This is a genomic window from Streptomyces bicolor, assembly GCF_000719285.1.
Lineage (GTDB): Bacteria > Actinomycetota > Actinomycetes > Streptomycetales > Streptomycetaceae > Streptomyces > Streptomyces bicolor.
In genome coordinates this window covers 182,164-194,731 of record NZ_JOFS01000019.1, presented here as the reverse complement: position 1 = coordinate 194,731, position 12,568 = coordinate 182,164, and the positions used below count along the sequence as shown (strand labels likewise).

Genomic DNA, 12,568 nt, shown 5'->3' with positions numbered 1-12,568 from the left:
TTCCCGCCGCCAACACCGGGGAATGACCAACATCAACTGACGGACCGGGGGTCAGAGTTCACTGACCACCACTGGGTTCACTTTCAGAGACCGCCGACACACTGCGGCACGCACGACACCCCTGACCGTGCTTCTGGCCAGGGGCGTCACAAGTGCAGGGTGTTTCAGAGCGGCTTGTTGGCTGGGGAAAGGGTGGGTTGAGGAGGAGGATGATGCCGCCATGGCAGATGAATCGAGGCGCCCCCTCAGCGAGCTTCGTCAAGGCGAAACAGTCCAAGCGACGATCACTGGCCACCAGCCATGGGGGCTCACGGCGGAGCTCAAGGAGTACGAACCTGTAGGCGCCTCCCTGGACGTAATCCGCCGCCGCAGCGAGCCAGGCGTGCAGCGACTCGCCCGGGAGCTGCCCCCTGTAGGGGCGACCGTTGACCTCGTCATAGGCACCGTGCGTACTTGGCACCTCAAGCCTTGGATATGGGTGGATCTCACGGCACCTGGCCATGGCGAAGTGCCGGGAGCGGCCAGCGCACAACGGAACGGCCCCTGACCGTCTTGCCTGGTCAGGGGCCGTTCACCTGCGCGGTGGGTGTGGGATTTGAACCCACGGTGACATCGCTGCCACGACGGTTTTCAAGACCGTTCCCTTAGGCCGCTCGGGCAACCCACCTCGGCCCCGCACCACCGGGGGCGGGGCGGGTACAGCGTACCGGCACCGCACGTCGTGCGGGGTTGGTGGTCCGCACCGGGCCGGTTGGCCTCCGGGGTCAGGAGCCGTCGCTCACGCGGACGCCGTTGACGGCCGTGTCGAAGACCGGACGGTACTCGTGCCAGTCGGCGTCCGGCGCGGAGAGGTAGATCACGTACTGGGTGCCGTCGGTGCTCGCGAAGGCCAGTTCCGCGGCGCGGTACGGCCGTGCCCTGCCGTCGAAGGTGAACTCCCAGTAGGCGGCGGGCCGTCCGCGGAACGTCGTCTCGGCCATCCTCACCCGCTCGTAGCCGGGATTGTCCCGGGCGGTCTGTTCCTCTTCCGTGTCGCGCCAGTGCTGCAGCGGATCGGTGCCGGCGAACTCGATGACGTTGACTCTGAGGCCCACCAGCTCCGACGGGTCCAGGTAGGCGACTTCGCCGCCGGCGAGCGTCTTGCGCTTCCAGCCGTCCCGCACCGGCACGGAGATACCGCTGTCCGGCTCCTCGAGGTGGTATCCGGCGGGCACCGGCGGCACTGAGGCGCTGCCGGAGCCGGGGGTGGTGTCAGGAGTCGTGTCGGTGGTGGTGCCAGGAGTGGTGCTCGCCGTGGGGCCGGACGCCTCCGCACCGGACGCCTGCCTGCTCGGCCCATCGTCCCTGCCGCCCAGCCACCACACCGCGCCGCCCGCGAGACAGGCGGTGAGTGTCACGGCCAGGGCCGACAGCACGACCGTACGGCGGCGGTTGGCGCCGCTCCTTCGCGCGGGCGGCGTGAGGTCCTCGGCACGGTCCGGCCGCGTCGGCGGATCGAGGGGCGCGGTGCGCGTGCCGGTCACGTCGCCCAGGCGGCGCTCGACCTCGTGGACGTCCAGGCGCCGGTCCGGGTCCTTGACGAGCAGGCCCTCGATCACCGGGGCCAGGTCCCCGGCGTTGCGCGGGGGTTCGTACGGGTCCGTGGCGATGGCGTACGCGGTTTCGATCGCGGTGTCACGGCGGAACGGGTCCCGTCCCTCGACCGCCTGGTACAGCGTCGCCCCCAGGGCCCACAGGTCGCTGGCGGGGCCGGTCTCGGGGTGCGCGCCCCGGAGCCGTTCGGGCGCCAGGTAGCGGATGGAGCCGATCAACTCGCCGGGCTTGGTCAGCGAGGACGTGCCCGACTCCATGGCGATCCCGAAGTCGGTGAGGACGATCCGCCCGTCGTCACCGAGCAGCACGTTGGCGGGTTTGACGTCCCGGTGCAGCACCCCGGCGTCGTGGGCGGCGCGCAGGGCGGCGGCCATGGCGCGGCCGACCCGGGCGGCTTCCTCGGGTGGCAGCGAGCCCCGCCGCTTCAGTACGTCGCTCAGGGTGACCGAGGGGACGTACTCCATGACGATGCACGGCAGGCCCTCGTCGTCGACCACGTCGTGCACGACGATCACGTTGGGGTGGGTGATCCGGGCGGCGCTGCGGGCTTCGCGGCGGGTGCGCTCGTAGAGCGTGCGGACCTCGTCGTCCTGCAGGTGCGGTGGGATGCGCAGTTTCTTCACGGCGACGTGGCGGCCGAGCATCTTGTCCTCGGCACGCCAGACGGTGCCCATGCCGCCGCTGCCCACCCGCTCGACCAGCAGATACCGGCCGGCGACGAGCCGCCCAAGATCGGACACCGCGAGATCGTCCCCTTGTCTGCTTCCCATTCGCGGCTCTGCTTCCCGTTAGCGAAGAGTCGAGGTCGAGAAGGCACGATAGCCCATTCGATTGCATGGACATGGCGGCCGGTCGGCCCCCAACTCCCGGCGCGGGTCGCGCATCCGCATCGGCGAACAGCGCCCCACACCGGCGTACCGGCGAACAGCGCCCCACACCGGCGTACCGGCGAACGACGCCCTCGCCGTCCGCCCGGGCTGTCGCCTCGGCGGTCTGCCGTGCAAACGGGGGCCGCCCGGTGGGGTGGACGCGATTCGTGGCGTCCTGGTTCCCCGCCGCTGCTCATGAGGACGGGGGCGGAACGCAGCCACGCGCGCGTAGTCGGCTCCTGTCCGGAACCGGATCTACGCGCGCGTGGCCGTCGAGCGTCAGCTGTCGCCGGTGCGGGAGCCCAGGGTGACTTCGACCGTGCGGGACTTGCCGTCCCGTTCGTAGGTGATCGTGACCTTGTCGCCGGGCTGGTGGGTCCAGATCTCGCCGATCAGGGTGGGCCCGGAGTCGATCACCGTGTCGTCGAGCTTGGTGATGACGTCGCCGGGCTGGAGGCCGGCCTTGTCGGCGGGGCCGCCCGCCTCGACCGCGTCCGTGCCGCTGGCGCCCTGTTCGGTGATCTTGGCGCCGTCGCTTGTGTCCTCCAGGGAGACGGAGGCGCCGATCTTGGCGTAGACCGGCTTGCCGGTCTTGATCAGCTGCTGGGCGACGTACTTGGCCTGGTTGATCGGGATGGCGAAGCCGAGGCCGATGGAGCCGGACTGGCTGGTGCCGCCGAGGCCGTTGGCGGCGGACTGGATCGCGGAGTTGATCCCGATGACGTTGCCCTGCGCATCCAGCAGCGGGCCGCCGGAGTTGCCGGGGTTGATCGAGGCGTCCGTTTGCAGGGCGCTCATGTACGAGGCGTTGCTGCTGGTGCCGTCGCTGGAGGCCACCGGGCGGTTCTTGGCGCTGATGATGCCCGTCGTGACCGTGTTGGACAGGCCGAAGGGGGCGCCGATCGCGATCGTCGAGTCGCCGACCGCCACCTTGTCGGAGTCGCCCAGCGTCAGCGGCTTGAGGCCCGACGGGGCGTTCTTGAGCTTGATGACCGCCACGTCGTAGCCCTGCGCGTTGCCGACGACCTCGGCGTCGTACTTCTTGCCGTTCGGGAAGGTCGCCGTCAGCTTGCCGCCGTCGACCGCGTCGGCGACCACGTGGTTGTTGGTGAGGATGTGGCCCTCGGTGTCGAAGACGAAGCCGGTGCCGGTGCCGCCCTCGCCCGCGTTGCTCTCGGCCTGGATGGTGACCGTGCTGGGCAGCGCCTTGACCGCCACGCCCGCGACGGTGCCCGGGTCGCGCTTGACGGAGCCGCCGCTGTCGGAGGCGGAGACGGTCGTCGAGGACGTGCTGTCGTCGTTCTTTGCCAGGGTGTAGCCGAGGCCGCCGCCCAGGCCGCCCGCGACCAGCGCGGCGATGAGGACCGCGGCGAGCAGACCGCCGCGGCCGGACTTGGGCGCCGACGGCTGGTACATGGCGCCCCAGCCGGAGCCCGTACCCGCACCCGCACCACCGGCACCCGCACCACCGGCCGCGGCGCCGCTGTCCGAGCTGTCCGAGTAGAGCGGCGTGCCGGGCGGCTGCGGAGGCGGCCAGGAGGCGTCCGGGGCCGAGCCCTGGGTGACGGGCGGCTGCGCGCCGTTCGAGGCGGGCGGCTGTGCCTCGTTGGCGGGGGCGGCGTACGGCTGTGTGCCGTTGGCGTTCGCCGGGGCGCCGCTGGGCACCGGCGGGAGCGGGGCGGTGGGGGCGGCGTCGCCCTCGGGGGCCGGGCGCTCCTGGGACGCCGGAGCAGCGGGAGCATCCACCGGCACGGGGGGTGCGGACGGGGCCGGGGGTACCGCGGCGCCCTCGTTCTCGGTGCTCACAGCTTCTCTCCTCGATCCACGGCTGTTGTCTTCGGTCGCACTCGGTCACGCCCGTTCACGCTGGCCAGTGCTTGTCGGCGGTCGGTGCGCTTCAGCTGTGCATGCCTTTATGTATGCCGTCAGCTTTTCCCACGGGCCGTCAGAGCACCATAAGCGGTCGCTGTGGGTCCGCGGCCATTCTTTATATTGCTCATGTAGGACTAAAAGGGCGCAATCCCTGCACCCTCGCCGTTCCTCCGGTCGCACGTCTACCCCGGTGCGGTGGCACCATGACGCGGTGACCCACGCACGGCAGCAGCAGATCCAAGTCGTCGCCCACCGCGGAGCCTCGGAAGACGCTCCCGAGCACACCCTGGCCGCGTACAAGAAGGCGATCGAGGACGGGGCAGACGCCCTCGAGTGCGACGTACGCCTCACCGCGGACGGCCATCTCGTCTGCGTCCATGACCGACGCGTCAACCGTACGTCCAACGGCCGCGGCGCGGTCTCGGCCCTGGAGCTCGCCGAGTTGGCCGCCCTGGACTTCGGCTCGCGGAAGAACCGCGACTCGTGGAAGAACCGGGCGGAGGAGCCCGACTGGGAGGTGCGGCCGGAGGATCCCGAGGACACCTCCGTGCTCACCCTGGAGCGGCTGCTGGAACTCGTCGCCGACGCCGGGCGGCGGGTGGAGATGGCGATCGAGACCAAGCACCCGACGCGCTGGGCGGGACAGGTCGAGGAGCGGCTGCTGGTCCTGCTGAAGCGGTTCGGGCTGGACTCGCCCGCCACGGCCGAAGAGTCCCCGGTGCGCGTCATGAGTTTCTCGGCGCGCTCGCTGCATCGCGTGCGTGCCGCCTCGCCGACGCTTCCGACGGTCTATCTGATGCAGTTCGTCTCGCCCAGGCTGCGGGACGGCCGGCTACCCGCGGGCGTCCGTATCGCCGGCCCCTCGATCCGCATCGTGCGCAATCACCCGGCGTATGTGGAGCGCCTGAAGCGGGCCGGTCACCAGGTGCACGTCTGGACCGTGAACGAGCCCCAGGACGTCGACCTCTGTGTCGAACTGGGCATCGACGCCATCATCACCAACCGCCCGCGCGCGGTGCTGCACCAGCTCGGCCGCTGACCCGCGCGCGTGATCAAGCGACACGCGCGCACTGAAAGCAAACCGCCCACTCGGAAACCACTAAAACCTCATCAATCCCTGCACAACCTCTTGACCCCGAAGTCCCATCTGCCCCATCCTCCACTCTCGGCCACACCGAAGAATTCCAGCCATCTCGACTACAGGGAGTGCTCCGGCGCGTTCGGTCCGTATTCGATCGTGGTGAATGCGTCGCCGGACCTTGATTGGCCGGTTTCCGGTACAGGCCAATGGGGCATCCACACCGTGGCGTGGGGCAAAGGAGGTCTCGGGGGTGGCGTTGGTGGTGGCACAGGAGGTGCCCACGTCGTCGAGCATGGCCGTACCCCATGGCCCTGCGGGCGTGGGGGAAGCGAGACACCGTATGCGCTCGCAGTTGCGCAGGGGCGGGGTGGCGGAATCGGTCATCGACGATGCCGTACTGATTCTTTCCGAACTCTTGAGCAACGCGTGCAAACACGGCCGGCCGCTGGGCGACGCCCTGTCCGGGGACGGCGACGTCCGGGCCGCGTGGCGTGTGGACGCGAGCGGCAGACTCACGGTCGAGGTGACGGACGGCGGTGGTCCCACCCGCCCTGCTCCGGCCACGCCCTCGGTCACCGCGCACGGCGGCCGCGGGCTGAACATCATCACCGCCCTGGCCGACGACTGGGGGGTACGGGACGACGCCCGCGGCGAGGTGACGGTCTGGGTCGTGGTCCACGACGACGTTCATGATCCCGATGCCGGGCACCGCCGCGACGACTTCGCTACGCGCGTCACGGCACCGTCCGTGGGCGCGATATCCGGCCTCGACTTCGCGGATGCCTTCGACGACCTGGATTGACAGCACCGGCGACTGCGTACGGCACGACCCGTGGGTTGTCCACAGGCTCCCGTCGGCCATGGCGTGAACGGCTAGGCTCGCGCCCGTACGAGACGAGCCGTAACCGGGAGACAACTCACGATGGCCAAGAAGCGACCCCAGACCAAGGCCAAGCGCCCGCAGCTCAGCGATGCAGCCCGTGCCGCAGGCGCTGATGTGAACGTTCCGGTTGTCGGCGCACGCGAGCCCTGCCCCTGCGGCAGCGGCCGCCGCTACAAGGCCTGCCACGGCCGGGCCGCCGCACAGGCGGTGACCGAGCTGGTGCACCGCCCGTTCGAGGGTCTGCCGGGCGAGTGCGACTGGGTGGCCCTGCGCGAACTGGTGCCGGCGGCCACCGTCGAGCTGCCCCTCAAGGGCGGGCTCCCCGAGGGCGTCCCGTCCGTCACCCTGGCCACCGTCCTGCCCATGGCCTGGCCGGCGCTGCGCCGCGACGACGGCTCGGTGCTGCTCGGCCTGCAGAACGACACGGCGTCGGGCGACATCAGCCGCGACCTCGCCGACACCCTCCAGCAGGCCCTCGCCGCCCAGCCCGGCACCCCGGTCCAGGGCCGCCGCGCCCCGGCCGACGGTCCGCGGCTGCAGGATCTGCTCGACCCCGAAGGCGCGTTCGAGCCAGTTGTGCACCAGGGCTTCGAGTTCTGGGTCCCGGACGCCGAGAACGCCACTCCGGAAGTGGCCGCCTCCCTGGAGCGGGCCAACGCCGCGGCCATCCCGACCGTGAAGCTGACCGGCGTGGACGCCGCCTACTGGTGCCGGACGCCGGAGAAGAACCACCTGCGCTGGGTCATGCCGCATCCCGAGGAGCAGCTTCTGGACGCTCTCGCACGGCTGCACGCGGCGGGGAAGTCGAACCTCGGCGAGGGCACCCGGCTCGTCGGTTCCTTCCGCGCTCACGGCCTCACCGTGCCGGTCTGGGACCTGCCGAGCGAGATCGGCGCGGAGGACGTGGAGAAGCCGGCGGCCGAGTTCGCCGAGCGCCTCGCCGCGGCCCTGGCGGCGGACGCTCCGCTCACCGCGGACGAGCGCCGCGCGCGTGGCGGCCTGACCAACCGGCAGGTCACGCTCAGCTGACGCACAGGATGGGGGTCGGCCTCGGCTGAACGGCCGTTCAGCCGAACCGGCCCTCACGGGAGGGGTGAATCCGATCACAACTCCCATGTGGAGCAAGGGAATCCGTGACTTGAAAGCCCGGATCGAATTTGCGTACAGCCGATCTCTTGTTACCGTTCCATTAGCCCGGTTGCTGGTGCATCCCCCGTCGCCAGCAACCGGGTCTTTCCATGTCGGCGTCGTGTACGGATTGACGTCGCGTGTCAACTGCCCGTGGGTGCCGTGGAATCGTCCGGCACGGAGTTGCTCGCGGCGCGCAGCAGCAGCGGCCCGTTCACGGCCCCCGAGGCGAACTCCGCGACCGCCGTGTAGGCGTCCAGGTTCCCGCGGGTCGGCTGCCGGGGCGTCTCGCACGTGCCCGGCTCGTCCTCGGCACCCCCGGCGCAGCGCATCTGCACGGTGCGCCCACCGGGCCCCATGAGGCTCAGCACGGAGTCCAGCGCGCCGCCGGTGGCGTTGCGGAAGTAGGTGCGCGCCCAGGTCTCCTCGCCCTGCGTGAGGACACAGGTCTGCGCCTCGATGCCCTCCGGGGAGATGAGCTCGGGTCCGCAGCGGGCGGCGGTGGCCAGCCCCAGGCCGAGCAGCAGGGGCGAGCCTTCGGCCTCGGCGGAGGGCCCTTTGGCGTCGGCGGCGGGGGAGGAAGGGGCCGACGGCCGCTCGGCCTTGCGTGACGTATGGCCGAGGGCGCGCTCCTCCTCGCCGACGGGCCCCGCGGAAGCGACGGCCAGCGGCAGCGCGACCGCGCCCACCACAACGCCGGCGAGGGCGGACAGACGGACTTTTCCTGAACCTGGACGGCGTGTCTCAGCGTGACGGGGCATACAGCGGAATGTAACGACCGCGCAGGTGTGCGCCGTTCCACGCGCGCCGGAGTGGCCTACAACTCGGGCGCGCTCACACCCGTACGAGTGAGGGCCTCGATCACCGCGTCGACGACGGCCTCCACATCGGGCACCCACGGAGAGGCCGAGCCGGGCAGCGGGGCGCGCTGCCAGCTGAGGGGACCCTGGCCCGTCTCGGACGGGGGCAGGGCGAGATAGCCACCCTCGCCGTGGAAGCGCAGGGAACCCGGGACGAAGTCCTTGGCGTACAGCAGTTCGCCCAGCTGTTCCATGGAGTACGGCTTCACCAGGATCGCCCAGCGGGTGGGCGAGGCGACGACCGGGCCGAGGCGCATGCCCATGCGGTCGAGTGCGGTGAGGGCGTGAGCGGCCGGCAGGGCGGGGAGACTGACCGCGCAGGGCGCCTTGCCGCCGGTGGCGAGGATGATCGGGGCCGCGGGGCGGTTGGTCCACCACCAGCGCACCATGCGCTCGTCGGTGGTGGCCGCGAGGAGGCCCGGGTCGAAGGGGTGGGCACCGGGCACCGTGCACTCGGGGTCCGGGCAACCGCAGCGGTCCCGCCCCTGCGGATCCGCCGCCACACCCGGGAGTACCGGCCACTGCCATTGCGTCGCGAAGGTGAGGGCCGCGCTGATCAGCTCAGGCCTCCCGTCACCGCGCAGGGGCCTGCGTCGCCTTCCGAGGATCTCGCGCATGAGCGCTCGTTCCTTTCCGTTGCACCGCTGGCAACACCGTGGTCCACATCACACCATGTGTCGATCACTTCACTGTGCGTACCTAATGGCGCATCACACCCCTGCCTTGAGCAAGGGAAACCCCTATGGGCCGAGCGTTGACTGCTTCCGCGGCAGCCTCGTCCATACTGCGTCCATCAAAAGCATGGGCGTGGCGTGGGGTGGCGAAGTCTGGCGTTTTACCGTCGCGCGTATTTCTCTTCGCCTCCGCCACGGGAGGATGGGGCACGATCGTCGGTGGCTAAGACGCCCGGGTCCGTCACCAGGTTCCGGGTGGTTGTCAACCACCCCTGGCCTTCACCGAGTACGTACCCATCACGACCGCTGTGACGCTCCGTGGAGCGAAACCAGTCGACCGCAATACCCCGTTCACTGCGGCAGTTTTAAGCCAACTTTGCCTTTGCGCAAGAGGTCTACGCCGAGTGCTCTGGTTGCCCACGGACACCAGGAATCCCGGCAGGACAATGCTGGACATCCCCTCACGAGTGCGTGTACATGTGGAGACACTGCTAGCGGCGCAGAATGACATGGGGGTTTGCGATGCTTTTGAGCAATACGCACCGGTCGGAAAGCCGGACGCCATGAACGCTCCCCACCCTCCGAAAGTGGCCGGAATCGATTCGACGGTTCCCTCGCCCGCACACACTGTCGCGCCCGCGCAGGCGGCCTCGGGTGCCTCAGCGGTCCCCCCGCCGAACCCCCCGGGGGTGCTGCTCCAGGACCGTCTGGCCGGCTGGGTCTCGGACCTCACGACACTCCACGAACTCACCGAACGCCTGGCCCGCACGAGCGTGCTCGCCGAGGCCATGGAGGAACTGCTGCGCGCCGGATCCGCCCTCGTGGGCGCCCGGCGCGGTCTCGTCGTACTGGAACCGGCGGACGGGCTGGGCCCCGACACGACCATCGGGCTCGGACTGGCCCGCGCGGACCTCGGGCACATCGAGACCGTCCCGCGCAGCGTGATGTCGTACGGCAGGATCCTCGACGGCCTCCCGGGCGGCGACGGCGAGATCGCCGAGCCCGACCTGTTCGCCGAGGACGGGCTCGACCCACGGCACCGTGAGGTGGCCGCACGCCTCGGCTACGCCGCGAGCTACGCACTCCCCCTGTCCACCGAGGCCGCCGGCCGCCTCGGCGCCGCCGTGTGGCTGTACGACGAGCCCGCCGAACCGGCCGAACGCCGACGCCACCTCGTCGGCCTGTACACCCGATACGCCACCGAGCACCTGGCCCGGCTCCTCGAAGTCGAGCGCACGCGCGCGTGCATGCGGACCATGGCGGAGGAACTGCTCCCCTCCCGGCTGCCCCGCGTGGCGGGCGTCCAGCTCGCCGCCCGGCATCGCACCGGCCCGCGCGGGGGCGGCGACTGGTACGACGCGCTGCCGCTGCCGGACGCCGCGCTCGGCCTGGCCGTCGGCTCGGTGACCGGTTCCGGGCCCAGCGCGGTCGCCGCGATGGGACGGCTCAGGGCCAGCTTGCGGGCGTACGCCGTCATGGAGGGCGAGGACCCGGTCGCGGTGCTGTCCGACCTGGAACTGCTGCTCAGACTCACCGAGCCCGCCCGCTCCGCCACCGCCCTGTTCGCCTACTGCGAGCCCGCCCTGCGCAAGATCACGCTCGCCGGTGCCGGACACACCCCGCCGCTGCTGATCGGCGAGCGGCGCACCGAGTTCGTGGAGACGTCCGTGTCCGCGCCGCTGGGCATGCTGGCCTGCTGGGAGGCGCCGAGCGTGGAGCTGACGGCGCAAGCCGGAGAGACGGTTCTGCTGTACACCGACGGACTGCTGCACCGCACCGGCGACCCCACGGACCGGGCGTTCACCCGGCTGCACGCGGCGGCAGCCGGGGTACCCAGGGCCATCCGGCACGAACCGGACGCCGTCGTCGACCACGTCCTGCGGACCGTGCTGCCGGACGGGCTGGACCGGGCGGACAGCGAGGAGGACGTGGTCCTGCTGGCGGCTCGGTTCGAGTAGGCGGCCCATAACGGGTTTCGTGATCACGGCATAGCAGCCCTCGGTGACGGTCCTTCGACCCTGGGTTCCCTCCTGTACGTCCGTACGATGGAGGGGGTCCAGTGCCGTATCGAGGAGGATGACCGTGGCCGACGAGCTCACCCCGGAGACCCCGGAAGAGTCGGAAGAGCCCATCAAGCAGCGCAAGAACGGCCTGTACCCGGGCGTGTCCGACGAGCTTGCCGAGAACATGAAGTCCGGCTGGGCCGACACCGAGCTGCGCGACCTGCAGCCGATCCCCCAGGCCGCCGAGACCGCCGCGCGGCGCGCCGCGCTTTCGGCGCGGTTCCCGGGCGAGCGTCTGGTGATCCCCGCCGGCAACCTGAAGACGCGGTCGAACGACACCGAGTACCCCTTCCGGGCGTCGGTCGAGTACACCTACCTCACCGGCAACCAGACCGAGGACGGCGTGCTCGTCCTGGAGCCCGTCTCCGACGGTCACAAGGCGACGATCTACCTCCTGCCGCGCTCCGACCGCGAGAACGGCGAGTTCTGGCTCTCCGGCCAGGGCGAGCTGTGGGTCGGCCGCCGGCACTCGCTCACCGAAGCGGAGAAGCTCTACGGCATCCCCGCGTCCGACGTGCGCGAGCTGGCCGGCAAGCTGCGCGAGGCGACGGGTCCGGTGCGTGTCGTACGCGGCCACGACGCCGGCATCGAGGCCGCGCTGACCGACAAGGTCACCGCCGAGCGGGACGAGGAGCTGCGCGTCTTCCTCTCCGAGGCCCGGCTGGTCAAGGACGAGTTCGAGATCGGCGAGCTGCAGAAGGCCGTCGACTCGACGGTGCGCGGCTTCGAGGACGTGGTGAAGGTCCTCGACAAGGCCGAGGCGACCTCCGAGCGCTACATCGAGGGCACGTTCTTCCTCCGCGCGCGTGTGGAGGGCAACGACGTCGGTTACGGCTCCATCTGCGCGGCCGGCCCGCACGCCTGCACGCTGCACTGGGTGCGCAACGACGGGCCCGTGCGCTCCGGTGATCTGCTGCTGCTGGACGCGGGCGTCGAGACGCACACGTACTACACCGCCGACGTCACGCGCACGCTGCCGATCAACGGCCGGTTCAGCGAGATCCAGAAGAAGATCTACGACGCCGTGTACGACGCCCAGGAGGCCGGCATCGCGGCCGTGCAGCCGGGCGGGAAGTTCCGGGACTTCCACGACGCGGCACAGCGTGTGCTGGCCGAGCGGCTCGTCGAGTGGGGGCTGGTCGAGGGCCCGGTGGAGCGGGTGCTGGAGCTCGGGCTGCAGCGCCGGTGGACGCTGCACGGGACCGGGCACATGCTCGGCATGGACGTGCACGACTGCGCCGCCGCGCGCGTGGAGTCGTATGTCGACGGCACGCTGGAGGCGGGCATGGTGCTGACCGTCGAGCCGGGGCTGTACTTCCAGGCCGACGACCTGACCGTGCCGGAGGAGTACCGGGGGATCGGGGTGCGGATCGAGGACGACATTCTGGTGACGGCCGAGGGCAACCGGAACCTGAGCGCTGCGCTGCCTCGGCGGTCGGATGAGGTTGAGGACTGGATGGCCTCTTTGAAGGGCTGACGTCGGATCGATGGCCGGGTGCCGGAGGGGTGTCCGGCCATCGTCGCGGTCTGCGGGTCGTGGGGGCT

General features: G+C 70.7%; 9 protein-coding genes and 1 tRNA gene. 5 read left to right on the top strand and 5 right to left on the bottom strand.

Translation table 11 applies throughout. The annotated features are described in order from the left end of the window. Positions 1-580: 580 nt before the first annotated feature. The 3 genes from IF78_RS0125105 to IF78_RS0125095 all read right to left on the bottom strand — a co-directional run bounded on the left by IF78_RS0125105 (position 581) and on the right by IF78_RS0125095 (position 4,268). Positions 581-667, bottom strand: a tRNA-Ser gene (locus IF78_RS0125105). 97 nt (positions 668-764) lie between these two features. Next, complete coding sequence (locus tag IF78_RS0125100) at positions 765-2,333, bottom strand: serine/threonine-protein kinase (RefSeq protein ID WP_031484825.1); 1,569 nt, start codon at positions 2,331-2,333, stop codon at positions 765-767. A 408-nt stretch (positions 2,334-2,741) separates the two neighbouring features. After that, entirely contained in the window at positions 2,742-4,268 is a 1,527-nt protein-coding gene (locus IF78_RS0125095) for a S1C family serine protease (protein ID WP_031484823.1), read from the bottom strand. A 277-nt stretch (positions 4,269-4,545) separates the two neighbouring features. Here IF78_RS0125095 and IF78_RS0125090 point away from each other — a divergent pair, with 277 nt between their 5' ends. The 3 genes from IF78_RS0125090 to IF78_RS0125080 all read left to right on the top strand — a co-directional run bounded on the left by IF78_RS0125090 (position 4,546) and on the right by IF78_RS0125080 (position 7,327). Further along, positions 4,546-5,373: a glycerophosphodiester phosphodiesterase gene (locus IF78_RS0125090; RefSeq protein WP_031484821.1), complete on the top strand. Its 828-nt coding sequence runs from the start codon at positions 4,546-4,548 to the stop codon at positions 5,371-5,373. Positions 5,374-5,578: 205 nt separating this feature from the next. Beyond that, positions 5,579-6,217, top strand: coding sequence for an ATP-binding protein (locus IF78_RS43890; RefSeq protein WP_037641149.1), 639 nt, complete (start codon positions 5,579-5,581; stop codon positions 6,215-6,217). A gap of 120 nt (positions 6,218-6,337) precedes the next feature. Further along, a complete protein-coding gene (locus tag IF78_RS0125080) occupies positions 6,338-7,327 on the top strand; it encodes a DUF5926 family protein (RefSeq protein ID WP_031484817.1) in 990 nt (329 codons plus the stop codon). Positions 7,328-7,569: 242 nt separating this feature from the next. Here IF78_RS0125080 and IF78_RS0125075 read toward each other — a convergent pair whose 3' ends face one another. Both IF78_RS0125075 and IF78_RS0125070 read right to left on the bottom strand, forming a co-directional pair. Next, positions 7,570-8,187 (bottom strand): hypothetical protein, encoded by a 618-nt coding sequence (locus IF78_RS0125075; RefSeq protein WP_063762200.1) that lies wholly within the window; start codon positions 8,185-8,187, stop codon positions 7,570-7,572. Between the two features lie 56 nt (positions 8,188-8,243). After that, positions 8,244-8,903, bottom strand: a complete 660-nt coding sequence (locus IF78_RS0125070) for a bifunctional DNA primase/polymerase (RefSeq protein WP_031484813.1) — start codon at positions 8,901-8,903, stop codon at positions 8,244-8,246. A gap of 503 nt (positions 8,904-9,406) precedes the next feature. Between IF78_RS0125070 and IF78_RS0125065 the strand changes: the two genes are divergently transcribed. Both IF78_RS0125065 and IF78_RS0125060 read left to right on the top strand, forming a co-directional pair. Further along, positions 9,407-10,918 carry a PP2C family protein-serine/threonine phosphatase gene (locus IF78_RS0125065; RefSeq protein WP_199921428.1) on the top strand — a complete coding sequence of 504 codons (1,512 nt, stop codon included), beginning with the start codon at positions 9,407-9,409 and terminating at the stop codon, positions 10,916-10,918. A gap of 124 nt (positions 10,919-11,042) precedes the next feature. Continuing rightward, a complete protein-coding gene (locus tag IF78_RS0125060) occupies positions 11,043-12,500 on the top strand; it encodes an aminopeptidase P family protein (RefSeq protein ID WP_107050010.1) in 1,458 nt (485 codons plus the stop codon). Positions 12,501-12,568: the final 68 nt, after the last annotated feature.